This is a genomic window from Aureispira sp. CCB-QB1, from assembly GCF_000724545.1.
Taxonomy (GTDB): Bacteria; Bacteroidota; Bacteroidia; order Chitinophagales; family Saprospiraceae; genus Aureispira.
Genome location: NZ_JHBV01000142.1, coordinates 23,795 through 45,925, shown reverse-complemented (window position 1 = coordinate 45,925; position 22,131 = coordinate 23,795). Strand labels below are relative to the sequence as shown.

Here is a 22,131-nt window from a genome sequence, read left to right as displayed (position 1 = left end):
TTGTATAGATATTGAACACATCTTACAAATATAGTCTTCATTGTCTTTTTTTCTAACTTATCATACAATCTACATCACTACCGACAAGTAGCCTCTAAAAATAGGAATAAAATTTAATAGGATAAACATCCTATTGATTCCAAACAAAAAAAAAATTGAGTGACAAATTATAGTATTTAAAAGTATTTTTTGTAAAAAACTCAAAATAAAATTTAGGCTGTTTTTCTGATTTTAGTTAGCAAATTATTAGTAGTCAGTAGGTTGTGGTGGTGTGTTGCTAAAAGAACGCTCAAAATAAAATAGAGTATGAAGAGATTATTTATACTTACCATCTTATCTATTATATCTTTCTTGCCTACCACTCAAGCACAAGAAGACTCTTATGCGCAAGATGCTGTTCAACTGGCTGCTCGATTAGTAGCCAACCAATCTACAGGGGAAATATCTGAGCATTTAGTTTATTCTATTGAGGACGCTTTGGTTGCTATTGCGCAAAGTCCTTATGTTGCGGCAACCGCGGTTGCGCATCAATATCGTATTCACACGAGCCCAACAGCTAATGTTTCGAATATTCGAATTATTTTGGGCAGAGAAGCAGAATGGAGTGAAGCTATTTCTGAAAACCCTATTCAAAAAATCTTTCCTAACTATGAATTTTCACTAAGTGTGGTTGAAACTACGGATGCTTACGTGGTTTTAGACCTTTCTAGTGTGAGAGCAATTAATATGAAATTTATTGCTAGTCAAATTTCTTATTTGGATCATGTTTGGATGGTTGAACTCCCTAGTGCAGATTTGAATAAAGACGATATCCGACTAAAAGAAATAGAGGGTGGCTATGTGATTACTTACATTTATCACACGGGAAGTTGTGAGGGAGCCTGTGGCGATACGCATTATTGGGATTTTGAAGTCGAACACAATGGAACTGTGACTTTTTTAGGAGAACACGGAGCAGATTTGTCTATTAATTCTTTAGAAACAGAGGAAAACTTTTATTCATTACTAAAAGAATTAAGACCTTAGAAGGTTGCTTATTTAGGTGGTTCATCTTTGTGGCTGTTTTGTTGCAATTAAAATCACAAGCAAGCTCAGAAACGTTTTTATTTCAAACTCAAAAGAATGAATGGATATATCCACACTTAAATTACTTCAATTTTTAACTCATTACGGATTACATTTTATAGCTCCTAGTATTCTTGCTTATATTTTTTTTAGAGACAAATGGCGAAAAGCATGGTTGTTAATGGCGTTGACAATTGTAGTTGATGCAGACCATTTGTTGGCTAATCCTATCTTTGATCCCAATCGATGTAGCATAGGTTTCCATCCCTTGCATACTTGGCCAGCGATGTTATTGTATTGTTTTCTGTGTTTTTTTCCAAAAACGAGAATAATAGGTTTGGGATTATTATTTCATATGTTGACCGATTATCAAGATTGTATGTGGAGTACTTATATTCAATCCTTGGATAGAACAATGCACTAATGAACGGTTGTTAATTAGGTAGTTAAGCTATGAAAAAGAAAAAAAACGGTCGTCTAACTTTTTAAAGTTTGGCAAGAATTGGCAACTTCTTGGCACAAATGAGCTGTCATCCTGATACAAAATTCTACATCTTTACCCTCGGAAATCAAAATGATTTCTAATAGTAAAAGGGGACCCAAAGGTCTAATTATTAGGATACACGAAGGGGGTTTGTGTATCCTATTTTTTTATTAAAAAAACTCCCTCTAAAAAATAGAGCGAGTTAGTATTTAGTATTATTGACTATCCTTTAAGAACGGCCAAAGGAGTTAATTGAACCATAATTTCAGCCAAATCTTTTTGATTCTCCATGACGATATCAATATCCTTATAAGCCCCCGTTGCCTCATCCAAATCCGAGGTATGTCGAATGGCATGAATGACGCCTTTTTGGTTTAATAATTCAATTTCATGTGCTAAATTTAGTTCACGTTGCGCCTGTTTTCTTCCTAGTTTTCGCCCTGCTCCATGCGAACAAGACATAAAAGATTCAGGGTTGCCAAGACCTTTGACAATATAAGAGCTAGTCCCTTGTGATCCTGGAATCATTCCTAATTCGTCTTTGAAGGCACGTGTAGCTCCTTTTCGATGAACCAAAACATTTTCTCCGTAATGCTTTTCCCAAGCAGCAAAGTTGTGTGATTTATTAATAATTTCATCACAATCAAATGTCCCTATAACTTCTGTAAGTGCTTCAACCATTCGTGTCATCATCAATTTTCGATTCGCCAAAGCATAAGCAATACAGTAATTCATTTCAGCGATATAATCCTTTGCTTCTTGTGTCTCAATAGGCAAAAATGCTAGCTCCATTTTTTTGGTGACCACAGAGTGGTAACGCTCATTCATTTGAATTGCTAAATTGTTGTAATGTTGTGCAACGGTATGCCCTAAAGCACGGCTACCAGAGTGGATCATTATCCAAATATAACCATCAGAACCTTGTTGGATTTCAATGAAATGATTGCCACCACCTAGTGTGCCAATTTGCTTAGTCCCTTTGGGGTATGCACGAGAGACAATTTGCAAATCTTCATATCCTTGTGGCATTAATGTTTCATCTTGAGGTTCAGCATGCCAGTTGAAACCTAGAGGAATCAATGTGCGGGCAATAGTTAATGTCTTTTTTAAGCTTTCTTTAGAAACGTGCGTTAAACTTGTACGCATGGCACACATTCCACAGCCAATATCAACCCCCACAGCATTAGGTATGACAACTCCTTTGGTTGCCAAAATAGAGCCGATAGGCATGCCATAACCTTGATGACTATCTGGCATAATAGGAATGTGTTTAAATGTGAATGGTAGGTTTGCCAAATTTTTAGCTTGTTCCAATGCGCCATCTTCTAAATCTGTCAACCATAATTTAATAGGCTTTTTCTCTGTTGAAATTACTTTTTTCATAAGTTTTGTATCGTTGTGCTGCTGATTTTATGAAACTAGTCAAAATATCAAACCAGCGGGTTATTTAATGATGATAGTACAAAACTAAAATAGTAGTGCGCAGCCTTGTTGCGTAGTTCTGGAAAAAGAATTTTTTAATAAAAAAAAGCAATCAATAACTAGATTGATTGCCATTCTAAAAACTATTAAACTTAGAAATAATGCGACTACTTAGAACTTACACCCTATTGTTGCTCCAAATAGTAATATATTAACATCATAATTATAGGTCGATTGAGTGCCATCGCTTGAATAGATTGAACCTGGAAACATATGTATGTATTGAATATCAAGACCTATGGAAAAACGTTTTAGTCTGAATTTAACGGATGGATTTACAGAGAGACCAAACTGTACCAAAGCAGCCGAATTAGAATTAAGGTTATTGCCTAGGCGCTGGGCAAAACTAGTGGTTAGTCCTGCATTCAAGTTTAACTCAAGACCATTTTTTTCGGATAACTGTATAAAGTTAGTAGAACCAATGTTGAGTGGATTCATTTTATAAGTAATCGGGAAAAAAGAGCTTTGATTGTTTGTTCCAAGGGGAATAAGTGAACCTATTCTAGCCCAAATAATTTGAATGCCAGATTGGATTTTCTTATTATTTTTAAAATACCATTTATTGCCTAGTCTAAATGAGTTTTCAGTAACAATATCTGTAGAACTAACAATATAAGCATTGGGCTCTGGTAGATTGGTATGGTAATTATAAGCACTGATAGCTGCTCCAGCACTAATAATACCATCTACAAAGAAACCATTCCCAAAAACATTGCTTTTGGGCTCCAAAAATTGGTCAGATAGGCTAGAAGGATTAAAATCAGCAGAAAACATATCTTTGGGCGCATATTTCATGAATTCCAAAGAACTATTGGCTGATTGAGCGTAGATAAAATTGGAGATACTTAAATAAAAAAGTATGGAATAGATAGATTTCATAGCTAAAATGTAAGGAAAGAATGGATTGTTATAAATAAAAACAGGCAAAATGGATTACTACTAGTTCGCATTTTTGTTGAAAAATCTAATACAAGATATTTTTAATTTATTTACCTGTGTGGTGTTTCTATCTATTCAACCGCTTGGCAAAAGAACCTCCCTACCTTTTGATAAAAAAATGGTAATTAAAGTTATTATTTTAATCTGGTGCTCTACCAACTGAGCTACTCAATGAGAAAGGATTTGAACCTTTGACCTCCAGATCCGTGATTTTTAGAAGGAAATAACTTTTAGTCCATTATTTTTTGCACAACACCTTGGCTGTGTTTCTATAAAAAAATAAGCTTGTATTATAAGTAATCCAAAAAATTATATACTGTTCTACCAGTTGAACTACTTTGTTTGCCCGAAGGAAAACAAAGGGTGGACTCGAACCACCACCTGTAGCGTGGAAGGCAAAGAAGGAAATTTTCTCTAGTCCTACACACAAGCTATCTATTCTTAGTAACGTTCAAAAAATAAGTTTTCAAAAATCTTGCTGTAAATCGAAAGACTATTTTTATCGTTACTTAACACATTACTCTGTTGATTTTTTGCTTTTTCATAAAAAAATCAACAGAGTATTATTAACAAAAACGGCAAAGAAACACACTGTCAGTTTGGAAGTGGTAGAAGGAAGTGTGTTATAGTCCGTTATAATTTTTAAAAGAGGGAAGGGATGTTATTGTATAACCAAAACGAGTTAGGAGTCGAACCTAAAGAAGGAAATAACATCTAAGCCTCTTGTTAGTATAATAATTGTATTGGTGTAACTTTAGTTCCTACTGTGCTATTATTTTGAAGCACTAAGGATTTTTTTATTATTAGTGGAAACTAAAATAGCTATGTTGATTAAAAGTCAAGGTGTTAGAAGGAAGCTATTTTTAAGCCACTAGTTTAAATTGATTCTATCTCGTAGAAAATTGATAAACCTATTTGTTAGAAAAACAATTTCTATGTAGTAGAAGGAAGCTTTATCATATGCCATAGATAATGCTTGAGCATGGGCTTCCTAACCCAAACCTAGTTCGAGTTAGAAAGCGAGCTGCTCATGGGAGCAGTTTGACGAACTCAACCAAAGTAAAATAAATTACTTAAATCAATTCTGTTAAAATCTGTTCTACATCCGTTGCGTTATACGTACAGTCTTTTACACCAAACGTAATGCTAGCATTTTCCTTGTAGGTTGTCAATTGCGCATTTCGAGCAGCAGCATGTGCCTGTGCTAACGTGCCAATAACTGGTCGTGTTTTGGTAAAGTTTGCCAATTGTGCACACAAAAGAGCCACATCATTGACAGACCCTTCTACATTATTATGAAATTGAACGCTAGAAACATACAAATCTGTTGAAATGATTTCTTGAGCTGCAATATCGACCATTAAGGGTACGGCATATCCTCCGACACCATTCAAGTCAAATTTGTTGGCAACTGTTTTTATATCAAAAGTTTTTATATCAGAAGTTGCCTTGTCTCTCAACATCCAACCTGCGTGGCAATCCATATCTCGGAAGTGTTCTCCTGAATATTTGTGCACTTGAACCGCTAAGTAACGTACCTTCTTTTTTAATTTAGACATCGTAATGTCTATAAATTCTGCAGCCCCGTATGGTGCTGACTGAACATCACCAGAATGTACAATACCATTGCTAAAAAGTTGGGTATAAGACACATGCCCTAAATAGTTGAAGTATTCATCAAATTGGATACAAGACAAATCTAAATCGGTTCGCACAGCGGTTTGTTTCCAATAAATAAACAAGCGCAATACTTTAGAAAAATCTGTTTTAATACGACTTCCTTTACCAACGGTTAAGATGCCATCTGAACTTTTTCGTTGTTGCAACGGAATCGTATAATTCATTAATTCAGGATCAATCCAGACAGTTTCTTCGTTCCAAGGTTCTTTGTCAGTCAAGGCAGTTTTAATTGCTTTTTGAATGCAAAGCATAACTTTATCAATCTGAAGCTCCGAAAGGGCAGCAAAAGCATTGTTAGTTAGAACCTTCATCTTTCCTTTTTTGTTAACAACCGTGCGATAGGCAGCCTCATTAATTTCTGAAAAATAGGCTTGCATTACCAATAAGTTTTTCAAAGCTACCTTGGCGATATTTTTTTCAAAAGAAGCCAAAATTTTATCCAACTCTTTAGGAAAACGTCGAAGTACCTCGTGCAATTTTCGGGCATAGACACCTGGTTTGTTTTCCAAATGTTTTAACAATGCATCTACTTCTGCCAAGGCTAATAATTGCTCTGTTTTAGAATGGTAGGTTTCAATTTTTCCATTGCGCAAAGCATCAAAGACCTCAGCCGTACGTGGGTATTGCTTGCTGTATTCAAAAGGGTGCAAATAGCGTCCAATTTCTAGCCAAAGTCCTTTGTATTTATTCAAGTCCTCTGCTAAGCCAGATGATTTTTCTAAAATAGCCAAAACAACTTTTCGAGCTTTTCTTGGTAATTTAGGAAACTTGATTTTTTGATTTAGACTAACATCAGAACCAGTAAGAGCTGCGAATAAACGCAAGACATCTGTTGCTGTTTTTGCCAATTGAGCGACCGCTTGGTACTCCTCTTTTTTCCAAAAATATTGCATCAGCAAAGCTTTCGTTTCTTTAAAAACGATTAAATCACTATCTAAGTCATTGGCACCAAAAAAATCTAGCAATTCGTATAGATCCTCGTGCAAAGCTTCTTTGATCGAAGATTTAGAATAAACCAAACGAGCCAAGTAAGCCTTCAGTTCATCCGCCAAATCTTCATCGTGTACAATACGCAAATTAATCCATTCGACATGGGCATCACCATTCTTAGAAATATTTTCAGCAGCCGCTAAATCAAACAACTCTTTAGATTGCATTTGAGAGATAGGGTCTGCGCCAAACTCTTTGAGATTAAATAGCCATTTAGGTACTTTAATACCATTTTCTAATGCCACAGTATCGGGAAAGAGGTCAAGGATATTTCCAATATAGCCAATGATTCGTTTACTAAAATACACAGCATCGTTGGGAACTTGCTCTGGAAATTTTTTAAACAAAGGGACATACGTCACATCGCCACCTCGTTTTTTGGTCAAGGTGCTCATCAAGTGTTTGTAATCCATTAAAAAAGTACTAGAAACTTCTTGTAGTATCTCTGGGTTGGTAATACGATAACCTAATTGAGCCAACTCTGCCAAAAAGGTAAGTTGATGCGCTTGGCTAAGACCATTTCCCTTTGCAATTCCTAAAATATTCAATCTATTTAATGCGATTGTTTTCATGGTAACTAGTGTTTAATGGTATTAAAATAGAGGCTGTGGAAGGAATCAAACCTTCTTATCTTGGGTTGCAACCAAGCACCTAAATCAGTCGGACACACAGCCGTTTTATAGTCAAATGTATGTTTATCGTAACATCACTCTATTGAAAAATCAACCAAGTATTATAGTAATGCTGCTATGTCTAAATACCCATAGTATCGAGCTTCTTCTCTAGCAGTTGCATAGTTATCTATGCAAGTTCTTAACGTTGTATTGGCTCCGTTTTTTAACAGTAATCGAACTGCTTGTATATCTTTTCTAGCTACTGCCATATGCAAGGGAGACCAACCATTCACAGCCAGTTGATGTTCTTTTGTTCCAATGTCAATAGGAGCGTTGTAGTCAATTAATAATTGCATGATAGTGTATTTGCTCGGCAAATATCTGTCGATGCAAGAATGTAAAACAGAGTACCCTTCTTCGTCTACAAAATTCAAATCAACTTCTTGAGAAAGCATCCAAACAATCGATTGGAAAGAACCACAATCAATAGCATTGGTAATCCATCTTCGACCAATGAATGCATCGCAACCATTTGGAAAGTCATGGATTTTTTTGGCTAACTTGATCCAATCAATTGTTGAACCTTGCCTCAATGCATGGATGACCAAATTATAAGATGTCAGGTTAGAAGCCATTGTTAGGTAATATTTTATTGTTGCACCCTGCTCCGTTTTGAGCAGGGGCGAATGATCTATCTAGTTCTATTTATTCTCTTAGTGTTTGTTGATAAAACAAAGATGAAATACTTGTGCGCAATCTTTTTGCGTAGTTAATAATTTTGTCTATTTTTATTTTTCATTACTCCGTTGAAAAATCGTATCAGTTTGATTATCAGTAAGATGTATTTCTATTGACTTTTGTAGTAAAAGGCTGATAATCAAACTGATACAAGATGCTTTTTTATGTTTTTTATAGAAAAACTAAAAAATCAACGGAGTATTAATTTTTAGTAGTAAAAAATATATTCTTTGTTTTTTTTGTTGTAAATTATTGTTAGTTAGTGCTTTGTGTTTTTTTTGTTTTTTGTGTGGAGTATGTTTTTTTAGCACTATTTTATTAAAATATTCCCAATGCCAGTTAACAGAAATGCGCTTATTCGTTATAAAACAATTGATAAATGCCTCCAAAATCGCTATAGAAAGTGGACATTGGATGATTTGATAGAGGCTTGCTCGGATGCTTTGTACGAATACGAAGGAATTGACAAAGGGGTTAGTAAGAGAACTGTTCAAGGAGATATTCAAATAATGCGCAGCGACAAACTAGGGTATAATGCTCCTATTATTGTTGTTGATAAGCGTTATTACACCTATGAAGAACCCACTTATAGTATCACCAACATTCCGTTAACAGATCAAGATTTAAGTATGCTGACAGATGCCGTGGCATTTATGAAGCAATTCAAAGGGTTCTCTCATTTTAAAGAGTTGGATGGTATGGTTCAGAAGCTAGAAGACCACATCTATTCTCAAAAAACAGCGACCAAACCTGTTATTGATTTTGAAAAAAATGACAACCTAAAAGGTTTGGAGTATTTGGATACCTTGTATCAAGCTATTATCAAAAAACAAGTGCTCAAAATAACGTATCAATCGTTTAAAGCTAGAAAAGCAAATCGGTTTGAGTTCCATCCTTATTTGCTAAAAGAGTTTAGAAATCGTTGGTTTTTGATCGGTGTTAGAGAAGGAACAGTAGGAATTATGAATTTGGCTTTGGATAGAATAGAGGGGATTGAACCAAGTGAATTGTGGTTTAAGGAGGAAGAAGGGTTTGATGCAGAAATTTATTTTAAAAATGCAATTGGGGTTTCTGTTAGCCCGACGGCCAAAGTAGAGGAAGTGCTTTTGTATGTTAATTATCAGCATGCTCCTTATGTGTTGACAAAGCCCTTGCATCATTCTCAAGAATTGATAGAAAAAGACCACTATGGAATTACGATTGCATTACAAGTGCAGCATAATTTTGAACTAGAAAAAGCTATTCTAGGTTTTGGAGAAGGTGTAAAAGTTTTAGCTCCCGAAAAGTTGCGACGAAAAATAAAAGAGCGCATCAATGCCAATATTGATCTGTATAATACAGAAATTACAGAGCGTGGTTTGCGAGCAGCAGGGCAAAAATTAAAACACAAAGGATACGCTGTTTTAAATCATTTGTATAGCCAACGAGAAATTAAGCAATTGGGGAGTTTACTGCATAAAAAAATAGGAGAAGATTTAAAAAATGGAAGCGGCGTTTTTCGGCAATTGCTTCTAGAGCACCCCACTTTAATTAAGGTGATTATGAATCGAAATCTAACTCGGTTAATCAAGCACATAGACCCCAATGCTTTCTTGGTAAAAGCCACTTTCTTTAGCAAAGCACCTAACCAATTACCGCATCAAGCGTGGCATCAAATGAACAATTTAAGTATTGATACTTTGTCAAAGTCCATTGATGTCTCAAAGACCATTTCTGATGATTGGGTTGGTCGTGTGTTTTGTGTGCGGATTCATTTGGATGATGTTAAGGAAGACAATGCACAGCAACTGGTTTTGGCAGGTTCTCATAAGAAACGGTTCACAAAAGAAGAGATTGATTTGTTGAGCAACAACAGCAACCCTTATACCTTAGATTTGTATAGTGGAACAGCCTTGGTAACAAGTGCTTTGTTGTTGACGCGTTTTTCAATAGCTTCGGCTCCCAAACGACGTCGAGTCTTACATTTAGAATTTAGCTCAAAGCACTTGCCCAAAGAGTTGCAATGGACGGAACAAATGAAGTTTTGATAGCCTTCTTTGTTAGCTTCTTTCTCTGCGAACTTTTATTGTTTTGTTTTGTCTACGCAATTCTGAAATTTGTGCTTGGATACGTTTTATTTGAACATCTAATTCTCGAATTTCTAATTTTGTAGCAATACGACCTCTTTCTTTTTGAGTTCGAAGAAGATTACTTCTTTGTATCTTTATAGCAGTCAATTCATTATTGAGTTCCAAATAACGATTTACTTTTTCCTCACTCAGATAAGGCACTTCAGCTTTTAAAGCTGCTTCAGATTTTTTTATAACGGTTTTTTTTGCCAATCTTTTTTTCTCGGTAAGCATATAGATAAGGAATATTATCAAAAATACTAAGAAACATCCCAAGGCAATCAACATACTAAATAAAGCAATAGCTTTTTCTATTCCTGTGAGCACTAAAGCTAGAATTAAAAAGAAAGTCAATGTACTAGAAGTAGCAATTAGATTAAACAATAAACCAACTTTAATCCAATCTCGATTGGGATTTTTTTTCGTTTTGTTTGGCTTTTTGAATCGTTTTTTGACTTGTTGCTTTTTTTTCTTTTTGGCTTTTCTTTTTTCGACAGGGGGAGCTGTTGTAGCGTTGTTTATTTCTACATACTCAACAGAAGCTAAAAGGGTAGGTTGAGCAGGTATTATGCTTGTATAGAATGATAGGGTGAAAATTAGAATTAAATATCTCATGTTGATGGATAAAAATTTTGTGGGAAATTGGTTCTTGTTTGCTATTTTATTTAAAATGTTTGCAAGTTCAAATATAAAAGTTCCTTATAAATGAAACAATGTAAAAAAAAAGATTTGTGATAAAAAAAAGATAAGTTAGTGAATCGTGTTTGTTTTTTGTGTGTTTATATGTGTTTGTAAAATAGCTAAATGTATTGGTTTGCTGCCATTTTAACCATAAAAAAAGGCTACCTAAAAAGGCAGCCTTTTAAAACAAAAGTATCTCGTTAGTTCCTATTTTTGTTGGATGAATTCTACCTTTATGTTTAACTCCACTTCTTCTCCAACAGTCCAGCCACCATGCTCTGTTTTGGCATTCCAAGCAACTCCATATTGGATTCTATTAACGGTCGCTTTGGCAGAAAAACCAGCTCTTGTGTTGCCATAAGCATCTTTGATAACACCCCCATGTTTCACCTCAAAAGTAACGTCTTTGGTGACACCACGCATGGTTAATTTTCCTTTTAGTTCATATTTCCCATTTCCTTTTTTCTTAAAAGAAGTACTTTCAAACGTTATTTTAGGATGCTTTTCAGCATAGAAAAAATCTTCTGCATTCAGATGTTGATCTCTTGATGTATTGCCTGTATTAATACTACTTACATTGGCTGAAAAACTAATTTGGGCATCCAAAAAATCTTCTTTAGAGCTTTTTAAGGTACCGTCAAATTTTGTGAATTCTCCATCTACTTCTGAAATAGTTAAATGACTAACAGAAAAACCTAATTTGGAATGGCTAGGATCGACTTTCCAAGTAGTTTGTGCTTGGATAGAAAAGCTTAGAACAAGGAAAAGAACTAGATTGATTGCATTTTTCATGATTGTTTATTTTACGTGTTTTTAATCTTTAGTAGCTCGTTGCTTTTGATTTTTTACAAAAAAATCCTAAAGCTTGTTGATGAGCTGTTGTATTTAATACCACAAAGAAACACGATCTCAAATTTCTATGCATTCACCTATGTTAACAAACGTAAATTTACTTAAAAATTCGCTCTAAAGGAATACCTACTTTTTTAGTAGCGATTGAAATGGTTGTCACTTTACCCACTCATTCACCCCAATAGTTAAGGCTTCTGTTATCGTTATGGTATTGTTTTCTTGCATTGCCTTCAACGCCCATGTGACCACTTCTACTTCAAGTTGGTATTCCATCGCAATTTGAAGTGCTTGTTGTACGGCAGCCATTTGTGTTTCCAAATTTTCTTCCATCATGGTTTATTCTTTTAATAAGTTTTTACGAATTCTACTCAAAGACTGTGGCTTAATTCCCAAATAAGAGGCAATATAATACTGAGGCACTTGTTGAATAAGGTTTGGGTGTGTTTGAATTAGTTTTAGATACCGTTCCTCGGCAGTATCTCTATTAATTTGCGCCACTCGTTGTAACAAATGAACATAAGCATTCTGTACCAATAAGCGAAAGAAACGTTCGATATGAGGGAATTGATTACAAGCTTTGTCGTGATTTTCTTTGCTGATTAACAATACATTTGTTTCAAATAACGCCTGAACAGTATGCAAAGCGCCTTGTTGAGAAAAAAAGCTATAAGGATCGGTTATCCAGTGTTCTTTTAAGGCAATTTGTAGGACGTGTTTTTCTCCTTTATCATCGATACTATAAGAATACAAACCACCAGAAAGCACAAAAGCTAAATACTTGGCAGTATCTCCTTCTTGAACAAAAAAATCATTCTTGGCTAAAGTTTTGGGTTGCAATAGCTGTTCAAATTGTTCTACTTCTTGTTGAGAAATAGCAACACTTCTTCTGATATTTTGATAAAGTAAATCAATCATAACAAAACGTCCTTAGATATTGTCTAGTAAAATAAGGTGCGAAAAGATCGATAAGATAACTTGTTTTTAGGATATTTTCAATTCCATCTTTTGATAAATTACTAATGGAGTACTTAGTTTTACTTTTATAGACAGTGCTTAGAAATTAACTTGAATAATGTCCAATAGTCTGACTAAAAAAGTATTACTTTTGCAAAAAAACATTGCACCTTGAAGACAAAAGTACTACTCATAACACCACCTTTTACACAGTTAAATACGCCCTATCCAGCAACGGCCTATTTAAAAGGATTCTTAAACACCCAAAACATTGTTTCCAATCAAGCCGATTTGGGAATAGAGACTATATTACAGCTATTTACGCCTCAAGGTCTAACCACAATTTTTGAAATTATAGAAGAAAACTTTGAGTGGGCAGATTTATCGGCCAATGGTCAACGTATTGTCCACTTACAAGAAAGTTATATAGAGACTATTGCCCCAACTGTTGCGTTTTTGCAACATCAAAACCCTACCTTAGCACATCATATTTGTAGCCGAACCTTCTTGCCAGAAGCCAGTCGCTTTCAAAGTTTAAATGACTTAGAATGGGCATTTGGAACAATGGGGATACAAGATAAAGCACGTCATTTTGCGACCTTATACTTAGAAGATATAGGAGATTTAATCAAAGAGTGCATTGATCCTTACTTTGGATTTAGCCGCTATGCAGAGCGTTTGGGACGAACGGCAACTCATTTTGACCCGTTGCACGAAGCACTGCAAGAGGAAAATAGCCTTATTTCAGATATTTTAATTCAATTGCTAGAGCATAAGATAGAAGATTACAACCCTTCTGTCGTTTGTTTGTCGGTACCTTTTCCTGGAAATCTTTTTGCAGCACTAAAATGTGGTCAGTATTTAAAAGCGAATCACCCTAATATTACCGTAGTTTTAGGAGGAGGATATGCCAACACCGAATTGCGTTCTTTGTCAGATGAGCGTTTGTTTGACTACTTGGATTATGTGTCTTTAGATGATGGAGAGGCTCCCTTGTTGTTTTTATTAGAACACTTGGATGGTCAGCGTCCTGCTAGTGAACTTAAACGTGTTTTTGCTAGGGTAGGAGGTGTTGTTTCTTATTATAATAATGCCATAGAGAAAGATGTTGCTCAGCGAGAAGTTGGCACTCCAGATTATAGTGACTTGCTGTTGGATGAGTATTTATCGGTTATAGAAATTGTCAATCCAATGCATCGTTTGTGGAGTGATGGTCGTTGGAATAAATTGACATTGGCTCATGGTTGTTATTGGGGGAAGTGCTCCTTTTGCGATATTTCTTTAGATTACATTCAACGTTACGAGCCTGTTAATGCGACTATCCTTTGTGATCGAATTGAAACTATTATAGAGCAAACAGGGCAAAATGGCTTTCATTTTGTAGACGAAGCGGCTCCTCCTGCCTTGATGCGAGACTTAGCTCTAGAAATTATTAGAAGAAAGTTGACGGTTGTTTGGTGGACGAACATTCGTTTTGAGAAGAGTTTTACCTACGATTTGTGCCAGTTGTTAAAAGCATCGGGATGTATTGCTGTATCAGGAGGGTTAGAAGTCGCCTCTGATCGCTTATTGGCATTGATGGAAAAAGGGGTAACAGTTGCACAAGTAGCTCGTGTTTGTGATGCTTTTACACAGGCAGGGATTATGGTACACGCCTACTTGATGTATGGATTTCCGACCCAAACAGAGCAAGAAACAATCGATGCTTTGGAAATGGTTCGCCAATTGTTTGAGCAAGGTGTGGTACAATCTGGTTTTTGGCACCGATTTGCAATGACCGCACACAGTCCAGTTGGATTGGTACCCGATAAATATATGGTGACACGGATGGGACCAGATTTTGGAGGCTTTGCGGATAATGATTTGTATCATGAAGACTTGACAGGAGCAGAGCACGAATTGTTTTCGCAAGGATTAAAAACGGCTTTGTTTAATTATATGCACGGCAATGCCTTTGATGTTGATTTAGCTGATTGGTTTGATTTTGAAACTCCCGCTACAAGTATTGTGTCAGACTATATTTACAAGGCATTAGATCAACCCTTAAAAATGCCTCGTTCAAATGCTATGATATTTTGGTTAGGCGGGCGTCCTATTTTTTCTTTCTTTGAAGAGGAAACAGAAGACGGAGTGGAGGAACTGGCAGCATTGCATTTTCATAACAAACAGAACGATTGGGTGATGGAGCTATCCGTAGAAATGGCAGAGTGGTTGTCTGAAATGTTGGTAGCACTAGAAATCGATAACACGTCTACTTGGACATTTAAACAGATAAAAGAAAATTTTGAAGCAACAGGAATGGGAACAATGCAGGAGCTAATAAATTCAGATATTTGGGAGCAGTTGAGTTTAAACGGATTGTTAATTTGTTAGGTATATTATTAATAATACTCCGTTGTTTTTTTTTGGCTTACAGTATGAGTGCTTCGCAGTTGATTATCAGACTTTTTTAGTATGAAGGTTGATGAGTTAGTTACTTCTAATTGGTAGCTATTTCTGAGCGATTACTTAGTTTTTGCCGAAAAAAAAGAATTAAAAAACATACACTTAAAAACAAAATTATGAAAATTCAAGATTTACAGCCCAAGGCACTTTGGAAAAATTTTGCAAACTTAAATGCGGTTCCTCGTCCTTCTAAAAAAGAGGAACGTGTCATTGCTTTTGCAAAAAAGTTTGGGGAAGATTTGGGATTACCAACGCATGTTGATGAAGTAGGGAATGTTATTATCAAGAAACCAGCTACGGAGGGAATGGAAAATCGAACGACTGTTGTCCTTCAAAGCCATTTAGATATGGTACATCAAAAAAATGCCGATACGGATTTTGATTTTGATAAAGAGGGAATTAAGATGTTGATAGATGGTGATTGGGTAAAAGCAGACGGAACAACATTAGGTGCTGATAATGGTATTGGAGTGGCTGCAATTATGGCTTTGCTAGAATCGACAGACATTGCACACCCACCACTAGAAGCATTGTTTACAATTGATGAAGAAACAGGGATGACAGGAGCAATGGGCTTAGTTGGAGGTTTGTTGGATGCTAAAATTATGTTGAATTTAGATACAGAAGACGACGATGAGTTGACAATTGGCTGTGCTGGTGGAGTGGATGTAACAGCTAAAGGGACATATGAAGTAGAAAAAACACCTGAAAATTATAAAGGCTATAAGCTAGCAATTAAGGGCTTGTCAGGAGGACATTCGGGGATGGATATACACAGAGGTTTAGGAAATGCGAACAAATTGATGAATCGTTTGTTGTATAATTTAAATAAGGTTGCGAACATAAGAATTGCTTCTATAGACGGAGGTAGTTTGCGCAATGCTATCCCTCGAGAATCTTTTGCTGCCATTGCTGTTGAAACTACTGATAGTCAGCATTTGTCTACTTTTGTAGAAAAATGGCAAGCAATTCTTGAAAATGAATATAAGGCAACAGATCCTGACCTAAAACTTATCTTAGAACCTTGTGATGTTCCTAGTGTTGTATGTTCTAAAACATTTCAGAAACAATTTTTAGCAGCCGTTTATGCCTGCCCTTGTGGAATTTATAGAATGAGTCCAGAAATTTCAGATCTAGTACAAACTTCTAATAATCTTGCTCGTGTATTGCTAAAAGACGGTGCGTATCAAGTACTTTGCTTGACGAGAGGTTCGGTAGATACGGAGAAACAAGACGAAGCAGATGCAATTGTGAACACGTTTGAATTAATTGGTGCAGTGGTAACATTAAGTGGAGCTTATCCAGGATGGGCACCCAATCCCAATGCAGATATTATCAAAATTATGAGCAATTTGTATCAAGAAATGTATCAAGAAACACCACATGTATACGCTTGTCATGCTGGTTTGGAATGTGGTATTTTGGGAACGAATTATCCTGATATGGAAATGATTTCATTTGGCCCTAATATTCGTGGGGCGCATTCACCAGATGAAAAAGTACAAATTAGCTCTGTACAAAAGTTTTGGGATTATTTGTTGGCAACCTTAAAAAGAATACCTGAAGCCTCTTAAGAATTACTATTATTTGCTGCAATTTGGAAATAATTGTAATGGTTTATTTTTAAAAATTCAGATTGCAACTCAATAATAAAATTAATGCTACATTCTAATACAAATTTATTAATAAACTATTTAAAAACAGATGCACCTGCCTATGCAATAGTATCTAGTTATGTATACACCATACGCAGATTAGGAACACAAGAAGATGTTTCCACTTTAATGGAATATTACCATCAAAACCCAACAACGAATCATGTGGGGTATATTCTAACCTTATTATATGATTTTGGGACATTGTCTGATGCAAAAGAACTGTGGAAACACTCCTTCAAAAATGGGGTGCTAAAATCAGGTCATCCAGAGGAAGTGTTACATATTTTAGGATACCTTGGCTTGGAAGAAAGTCGAGATGTTTTGCTTCGCTACGCTTTAAATTCAAATGACCATAGTTTGAACCAAAATGCGGTTCTCGGTCTTATTCATTTAGATTGTAGCAACCACCAAAGCGAGTTAAACAAAGAAATAGAAGGTTGTTATGGCAAAAGTCTTTTTTCTGAATTTTCTCCTTCGTTAGTTTGTAAGGTGAGCGACCAGTACGACATCTTATCTCATTTTTATAAACTGGGAAGTAGCATCGTTTCTACAGATTGTAATGGTGGTATTGTATTGGCTTTTTCTTTGTGTGGAGATACAGGAAAAGATTTCTTTTGGAGGGTGCTATGGGATGAAAACTGGGAATGCTTGGGAGGTGGAACAGGGACAGATTATTGGACGTATATTGCCATGCAAAATTTGGGGATTAGCTTCTTAGATTTGTATAATATTATTCGAGAAACGAAAACTAAAGGTGCTTTGGAATATCGTTTAAAAGTCTTCAAGAGTTTGATACGATATCGCATCATAGATGCCCCTCATCCAATACAGTTTATAAAAACGAGTCGAGTTTCTTTTTTAGATCTGTATAAGATTTTGTATGGCTGGGTTGATAAGTATATTTCTGATAATATTATGGATTTGGCGAGAAAAGTAAACTTAGACAGCGATTTTTATCAGCTAAAAATTTTGTTAGAATTTAAAGTACGAGAAGAGATGTTTTACTCTTAAAGATATGCTGGAAGACACTGTTAGAAAAAAAGCATTGCTATAAAAAATGCAGAATGCTCTATCGTTTGGATAGAGCATTCTGTGTTTTAGGAAGTTAGTATGTCAAGCGTGCTTCTAATATTTTGGCTTGCTGAATCCAATCTTTGACTTGCGGTAAGGAAGGAACAGCTCGAGTTAATTTTTTTGTTTCGTTCGTCTTTTCTAAAGCCTCGCAAAGGTTTTCTGGACGGCGCATTTTTAGTTCTTTAACCGTATCAACACCTGTTACTTTTAGCAATTCAGCAAATTGTTTACCAACCCCATTGATACGGTATAAGTCCGCCATGCCAATCCAGTCTAGAATACGTTTTTTGTCAATGCCCGTGCTTTGTTCTAGGTCTTGTCTTCCAGAAGGAGTACTTCCTTTATCTAGCAATTCGTCAATTGTAGTAATGCCTACAGCATTTAGTTTTTCGGCATATTTAGGTCCGATGCCTTCGATGTCAATAATGTGTTTATTCATAGTTGCATTTTATTTTAATACTCCATTGCTTTTTTAGTATTTAGACTTAAGATAGAAAAAGGCATATCCTTTTGATAATTAAGTTGATATGGATTTGCAGTGGAGTGGTGTTATTTCTTATTAGAGTTTTTATCTTTCTTAGCAAAAATTCCTCTTTGAAAAAAGCCTTTCTTGTCCTTTTCCGCTTTAGCATCCTCTGATAACGCTACCTTTTGGAACGTTACGGTTTGATCTAATTTGTGTTGAAAAGCATCAATATAAGCATTTTTAAAGGCATTTATAATGGTCAACCAAATATTTGCTTTGACATTACCTAAATTTCCTTTAATGGGAACACGAGTAGCAAATTGTTCCTTTTTTTGATTCTCAAAAATTTCTTTGGTTCCCTCAGAAAAGAACTCTTTGATCCACTGTCCAAAGTCTCGATTTTCTTCCTTCCAATCAAAAATTCGCAAATCTTCTAATAAGGGTTTGAAATAGCCTTCAAAATGACCATCTTTCATAGCCATCTCACTATATAGGCTAAGGACACCTTCCTCTACATTCATATCAGCATAGTGCTCAATGAGTGGGTTGAATTCGACAAGCTTAGCATGCTCAAATTTTAGGTTATAATCAAAATCAGGAATTTCTTTCAAAAACATAGTTTTGGCTGTTAATTCCAACTGACCACCATATCCTGGAGTATGGGCACTGGCATTGAGTGAAGTAGGCAAGGGAACAGAATAATCAGTTACATTTTGTATGTTCAGAATTTCTAGATTAATTTGATCTAAATTTAAGTCATTGGCTTTTTCCAACTCTGCAAAAAGATTGACCAGTTTTACCGTACCATTATCAATGGCAAATCGGTTAATTCGAATAGGAATTAAGTCGGTAACAATCTTAATCCAGTCTTGTTCTTTACCCGTTTGAGATTTATCTTCATCTTTGCTAAATGCAAAGTTTATCGTTGGGTCGGTTGCAACAATCTCTCCCACAATAGCACCTTTGAACAAGGCATTCCATTGTACCGACAAATCAATTGTTTTGACGTAAACAAAAGGCTCTTCTATCTCTGTTCCTATTTTGACAATATCCAAGTCGTCAATCATATAAGCACCTCGCCACAATGCCAAATCGACATCTTCGATGTGACCCCGATAATCTTTCATTTGATTGAGAACTCTATTGTTGAGGTACCATTTGATAACGTGTGGTAAGGCGATGCGAATGGCAATTAATACAAGGACAATTCCAATGACCCATTTGGCTACTCTCTTTCTTTTTGTATGTTTTTTTTCTGTGCTAGGCATGTTTTTTTATTTGAAATGTAATTTTCTAGTTTAGATAGGTTGCTCGAACGAAATAAAATAAATCTACAGAGTGGTGTGTTTTATAGGGAGAGTATAAACGTAGATTTGGGGATGAACGTCAGAACTTATTTCTATCACAGTACTTCGTAGGTTTTGTGTTTTGCGAAATAAGATTAAAAATCCATGAAGCATTGTTAGGACTATCTACAACTAAAAAAATCTATAATTTGGGAAATAATTTTATAAACATACAACAACTAAAAGCAGCTTTTTGATGCGAAAAAGGACATTTTTTAGGAAAAAGCATTAAGGTAATCTATATTTTTAATTGAAAATATATGAGATCTTTAGGTTTGAGCTGTGCTACTTTATCCAAATCTTCACTGCAAATAGTAGCGATGCGATAATAGCCACCAGTTGTTGGAGCGTCGTTCATTAATAGAATAGGTTGACCAGCACTAGAAACTTGAATAGTACCAGGGATAATTCCTGAAGAAATTAACTCTTCATCCAAGTTGCAATCAGGAAGTATGGTTTCCAAACGATACCCCATTCGATTGGAATGATTGGACACTCTATGTTGGAGGCTAAAAAAGGCAGCAATGCTTGTTCTTGAAAAAGTCTCAAATTCAGGACCTCTCAAAACTCTAAGCGGCACTAAATTAGTATAGGAAGGTCGCTGTTCTTTAGTGATGTGTCGCTTAGAAATAAATGTTCTTGGCTGAATGGAAATAATCTGTTGAGCTTGAATGTTGCTTTGAGGGAGGAGCGGCGTTGTGCCTGATAGAATAGAACTACTACTCGATAGCCACTTGGCAACTTGCCAATCGCCACCAATTGCCAAATAAGCTCGACAACCTGTTTGTAACGCACCAAAAGATAGGATAGAAGATGGTTTTAGATTGATGGTTTGATACATAGGAGCTTTTTTCTTGTTGATAACAGGCGAAATATCAGCCCCTGTAATAGCAATTTGAGCCGCCCCTTTAAATTCTATAACAGGACCCAACATCGTTATCTCAAGGACAGGGGCAGTGGCTTTATTGCCAACTAACCAATTTGCTTTTCGGGCGGCAGCTTTATCCATTGCGCCTCCAACAGGGATACCCAAGTGTTGGTAGCCCCAACGTCCCGAATCCTGTATTGTGGTTTGCAAGCCTGCTTTGTGAAAAAGTATTTGTACGAGTGATGACATAAGGTATTGTTATGAGGTGTGGAATTGCCAACGTTGAGGATTGTTTTTAATGGCTTCAAATTCAGATTTGTCAATGGCTTTGAATTGAACTTGGTTGCCTACTTCAAATAAAAAAGGCTGTTCAAGTTGGATGTCAAAAACAGAAATGGGGGTTTGACCGATAATTTGCCAACCACCAGGAGAAGCAGAAGGATAAATACCTGTCTGATAACCAGCTAATCCTACAGCTCCTTTAGGAACTTTTAATCGAGGGTGTGATTTTCTGGGGCAAAAGAGTTGTTCTGGAACCCGTCCCAAATAGGCAAATCCAGGTAAAAAACCTAATAAATAAACTTGGTAGATTGTTTGAGTGTGCCATTGAATCAACGCTTTTTTAGAAAGTTGGGTTTGTTGCAAAACGAACTCCATGTCTAGTGCAAAAGGTGCTTCGTAGCAAACTGGAATGGATAAGGTAGAGGTGGGGTGATCAATAGAAGTACTTTCTTTAAAAAGGAAGTGGATAAGGTCGGTTAATTTTTTCTTAGGAATCAGTGTGGGAGCATAACAAACGGTTAGAGAATGATAGGCTGGTATACAACTTCTAATTCCAGTATGTTTTTGGCTTGTCAAGGCTTTGTGAAGTTGAGAGACTTGTTGGTGTATGGCAGGATCTATAATGGCCTCAAATTCTATTAAAATAGCTTGATCCCCATAATCTTTAATGGTCATCATAAAAAACTGTTTTTTAAAGCTTTTAGAATTTCTAAGGCAGCAGGATTGTCGCCATGAATGCAAACGCTCTGTACTTGAAGATGGAGTAGTCCATCGTTTGTCACAACGTTTCCTTGGGTGAGCATTTGTTGAACTTGACTCACGGCTTCTTGTGGGTGGGTAATAACAGCGCCACTGGCAGATCGAGGCATTAATTGCCCATTAGAACAATATCGCCGATCAGCAAAACCTTCTGCAATAAATGCAATTCCTCGCTCCGTTGCCCAATCTTTTAAGGGGCTATTGGCTAAGCCCATTAGTGCTAAGTTGGGATCTAATGCTTGAATTGCTTCTAGAACAGGAAGGGCTTCAGAGAGCTTATGTGCCATGGTGTTGTAAAGGGCTCCATGTGGTTTGACATAGCTTAGACGACCGCCAAGGCTTTCAACCATTCCTTTTAGTGCCGCAACTTGATACAAGATGCTTGCATAAAGTGATGCTTTAGACATTGCGATAGTACGCCTACCAAAGCCTACCAAATCGGGGTAGGAGGGATGAGCGCCTATACGTAATTTATAACGAATGGCAGCTTCAATAGTTTGTTGCAATGTCAACGGGTCACCACCGTGAAAACCACAAGCAATATTACAAGACGATAAATAGGGAAATAAAGCGTTATCTTGACCAATTTTGAAATGCCCATAACTTTCTCCCATATCGCAGTTGATGTCCATGTTTACTTGTTTTT

At 36.1% G+C, this 22,131-nt stretch carries 19 protein-coding genes; 6 read left to right on the top strand and 13 right to left on the bottom strand.

What is annotated here, in order from left to right; genetic code table 11:
- Positions 1–306: 306 nt before the first annotated feature.
- Together CG11_RS27630 and CG11_RS27625 are read left to right on the top strand one after the other, a co-directional pair.
- Entirely contained in the window at positions 307–1,026 is a 720-nt protein-coding gene (locus CG11_RS27630) for a hypothetical protein (RefSeq protein ID WP_052600148.1), read from the top strand.
- Between the two features lie 100 nt (positions 1,027–1,126).
- Entirely contained in the window at positions 1,127–1,489 is a 363-nt protein-coding gene (locus CG11_RS27625) for a DUF6122 family protein (protein ID WP_052600147.1), read from the top strand.
- A gap of 282 nt (positions 1,490–1,771) precedes the next feature.
- Here CG11_RS27625 and CG11_RS27620 read toward each other — a convergent pair whose 3' ends face one another.
- The 4 genes from CG11_RS27620 to CG11_RS27600 all read right to left on the bottom strand — a co-directional run bounded on the left by CG11_RS27620 (position 1,772) and on the right by CG11_RS27600 (position 7,889).
- Positions 1,772–2,932, bottom strand: a complete 1,161-nt coding sequence (locus CG11_RS27620; RefSeq protein ID WP_052600146.1) for an RtcB family protein — start codon at positions 2,930–2,932, stop codon at positions 1,772–1,774.
- A 210-nt stretch (positions 2,933–3,142) separates the two neighbouring features.
- Positions 3,143–3,910, bottom strand: coding sequence for a hypothetical protein (locus CG11_RS27615; RefSeq protein WP_156039948.1), 768 nt, complete (start codon positions 3,908–3,910; stop codon positions 3,143–3,145).
- A 1,133-nt stretch (positions 3,911–5,043) separates the two neighbouring features.
- Entirely contained in the window at positions 5,044–7,212 is a 2,169-nt protein-coding gene (locus CG11_RS27605; RefSeq protein ID WP_052600143.1) for a TerD family protein, read from the bottom strand.
- Positions 7,213–7,373: 161 nt separating this feature from the next.
- Positions 7,374–7,889: an ankyrin repeat domain-containing protein gene (locus CG11_RS27600; RefSeq protein ID WP_052600142.1), complete on the bottom strand. Its 516-nt coding sequence runs from the start codon at positions 7,887–7,889 to the stop codon at positions 7,374–7,376.
- A gap of 435 nt (positions 7,890–8,324) precedes the next feature.
- Between CG11_RS27600 and CG11_RS27595 the strand changes: the two genes are divergently transcribed.
- Complete coding sequence (locus CG11_RS27595; RefSeq protein ID WP_052600141.1) at positions 8,325–10,019, top strand: WYL domain-containing protein; 1,695 nt, start codon at positions 8,325–8,327, stop codon at positions 10,017–10,019.
- A 12-nt stretch (positions 10,020–10,031) separates the two neighbouring features.
- Here CG11_RS27595 and CG11_RS27590 read toward each other — a convergent pair whose 3' ends face one another.
- The 4 genes from CG11_RS27590 to CG11_RS27580 form a co-directional block, all read right to left on the bottom strand.
- Positions 10,032–10,715 (bottom strand): hypothetical protein, encoded by a 684-nt coding sequence (locus tag CG11_RS27590; RefSeq protein ID WP_052600140.1) that lies wholly within the window; start codon positions 10,713–10,715, stop codon positions 10,032–10,034.
- 273 nt (positions 10,716–10,988) lie between these two features.
- Positions 10,989–11,573 (bottom strand): YceI family protein, encoded by a 585-nt coding sequence (locus CG11_RS27585; RefSeq protein ID WP_063833232.1) that lies wholly within the window; start codon positions 11,571–11,573, stop codon positions 10,989–10,991.
- Positions 11,574–11,789: 216 nt separating this feature from the next.
- Positions 11,790–11,966: a hypothetical protein gene (locus tag CG11_RS30300; RefSeq protein WP_156039947.1), complete on the bottom strand. Its 177-nt coding sequence runs from the start codon at positions 11,964–11,966 to the stop codon at positions 11,790–11,792.
- A gap of 3 nt (positions 11,967–11,969) precedes the next feature.
- Entirely contained in the window at positions 11,970–12,548 is a 579-nt protein-coding gene (locus tag CG11_RS27580; protein ID WP_052600139.1) for a Crp/Fnr family transcriptional regulator, read from the bottom strand.
- 210 nt (positions 12,549–12,758) lie between these two features.
- On the opposite strand from CG11_RS27580, the gene CG11_RS27575 reads away from it, so the two are divergent.
- The 3 genes from CG11_RS27575 (at position 12,759) to CG11_RS27565 (ending at position 17,701) form a co-directional block, all read left to right on the top strand.
- Positions 12,759–14,960, top strand: coding sequence for a radical SAM protein (locus CG11_RS27575; protein WP_052600138.1), 2,202 nt, complete (start codon positions 12,759–12,761; stop codon positions 14,958–14,960).
- A 188-nt stretch (positions 14,961–15,148) separates the two neighbouring features.
- Positions 15,149–16,606 carry an aminoacyl-histidine dipeptidase gene (locus CG11_RS27570; RefSeq protein ID WP_052600137.1) on the top strand — a complete coding sequence of 486 codons (1,458 nt, stop codon included), beginning with the start codon at positions 15,149–15,151 and terminating at the stop codon, positions 16,604–16,606.
- 84 nt (positions 16,607–16,690) lie between these two features.
- Positions 16,691–17,701: a hypothetical protein gene (locus tag CG11_RS27565; RefSeq protein WP_052600136.1), complete on the top strand. Its 1,011-nt coding sequence runs from the start codon at positions 16,691–16,693 to the stop codon at positions 17,699–17,701.
- 94 nt (positions 17,702–17,795) lie between these two features.
- Here the strand turns inward: CG11_RS27565 and CG11_RS27560 are convergent, their stop codons facing one another.
- The 5 genes from CG11_RS27560 to CG11_RS27540 form a co-directional block, all read right to left on the bottom strand.
- Positions 17,796–18,203: a DUF4332 domain-containing protein gene (locus CG11_RS27560; RefSeq protein WP_052600135.1), complete on the bottom strand. Its 408-nt coding sequence runs from the start codon at positions 18,201–18,203 to the stop codon at positions 17,796–17,798.
- 110 nt (positions 18,204–18,313) lie between these two features.
- The gene (locus tag CG11_RS27555) at positions 18,314–19,498 is read right to left on the bottom strand and encodes a DUF748 domain-containing protein (protein ID WP_052600134.1); all 1,185 of its coding nucleotides are present in this window, start codon (positions 19,496–19,498) and stop codon (positions 18,314–18,316) included.
- Positions 19,499–19,814: 316 nt separating this feature from the next.
- The gene (locus tag CG11_RS27550; protein ID WP_052600133.1) at positions 19,815–20,693 is read right to left on the bottom strand and encodes a biotin-dependent carboxyltransferase family protein; all 879 of its coding nucleotides are present in this window, start codon (positions 20,691–20,693) and stop codon (positions 19,815–19,817) included.
- A 9-nt stretch (positions 20,694–20,702) separates the two neighbouring features.
- Positions 20,703–21,404, bottom strand: a complete 702-nt coding sequence (gene pxpB / locus CG11_RS27545) for a 5-oxoprolinase subunit PxpB (RefSeq protein WP_052600132.1) — start codon at positions 21,402–21,404, stop codon at positions 20,703–20,705.
- Complete coding sequence (locus CG11_RS27540) at positions 21,401–22,117, bottom strand: 5-oxoprolinase subunit PxpA (RefSeq protein WP_052600131.1); 717 nt, start codon at positions 22,115–22,117, stop codon at positions 21,401–21,403. Before CG11_RS27540 ends, pxpB begins: the two co-directional genes overlap by 4 nt.
- Between the last annotated feature and the right edge of the window lie 14 nt (positions 22,118–22,131).

Coding starts and splice junctions, on each gene's coding strand:
- CG11_RS27630 (WP_052600148.1), top strand. CDS start 307: ATGAAGAGATTATTTATACTTACCATCTTATCTATTATATCTTTCTTG.
- CG11_RS27625 (WP_052600147.1), top strand. CDS start 1,127: ATGGATATATCCACACTTAAATTACTTCAATTTTTAACTCATTACGGA.
- CG11_RS27620 (WP_052600146.1), bottom strand. CDS start 2,932: ATGAAAAAAGTAATTTCAACAGAGAAAAAGCCTATTAAATTATGGTTG.
- CG11_RS27615 (WP_156039948.1), bottom strand. CDS start 3,910: ATGAAATCTATCTATTCCATACTTTTTTATTTAAGTATCTCCAATTTT.
- CG11_RS27605 (WP_052600143.1), bottom strand. CDS start 7,212: ATGAAAACAATCGCATTAAATAGATTGAATATTTTAGGAATTGCAAAG.
- CG11_RS27600 (WP_052600142.1), bottom strand. CDS start 7,889: ATGGCTTCTAACCTGACATCTTATAATTTGGTCATCCATGCATTGAGG.
- CG11_RS27595 (WP_052600141.1), top strand. CDS start 8,325: ATGCCAGTTAACAGAAATGCGCTTATTCGTTATAAAACAATTGATAAA.
- CG11_RS27590 (WP_052600140.1), bottom strand. CDS start 10,715: ATGAGATATTTAATTCTAATTTTCACCCTATCATTCTATACAAGCATA.
- CG11_RS27585 (WP_063833232.1), bottom strand. CDS start 11,573: ATGAAAAATGCAATCAATCTAGTTCTTTTCCTTGTTCTAAGCTTTTCT.
- CG11_RS30300 (WP_156039947.1), bottom strand. CDS start 11,966: ATGATGGAAGAAAATTTGGAAACACAAATGGCTGCCGTACAACAAGCA.
- CG11_RS27580 (WP_052600139.1), bottom strand. CDS start 12,548: ATGATTGATTTACTTTATCAAAATATCAGAAGAAGTGTTGCTATTTCT.
- CG11_RS27570 (WP_052600137.1), top strand. CDS start 15,149: ATGAAAATTCAAGATTTACAGCCCAAGGCACTTTGGAAAAATTTTGCA.
- CG11_RS27565 (WP_052600136.1), top strand. CDS start 16,691: ATGCTACATTCTAATACAAATTTATTAATAAACTATTTAAAAACAGAT.
- CG11_RS27560 (WP_052600135.1), bottom strand. CDS start 18,203: ATGAATAAACACATTATTGACATCGAAGGCATCGGACCTAAATATGCC.
- CG11_RS27555 (WP_052600134.1), bottom strand. CDS start 19,498: ATGCCTAGCACAGAAAAAAAACATACAAAAAGAAAGAGAGTAGCCAAA.
- CG11_RS27550 (WP_052600133.1), bottom strand. CDS start 20,693: ATGTCATCACTCGTACAAATACTTTTTCACAAAGCAGGCTTGCAAACC.
- pxpB (WP_052600132.1), bottom strand. CDS start 21,404: ATGATGACCATTAAAGATTATGGGGATCAAGCTATTTTAATAGAATTT.
- CG11_RS27540 (WP_052600131.1), bottom strand. CDS start 22,117: ATGGACATCAACTGCGATATGGGAGAAAGTTATGGGCATTTCAAAATT.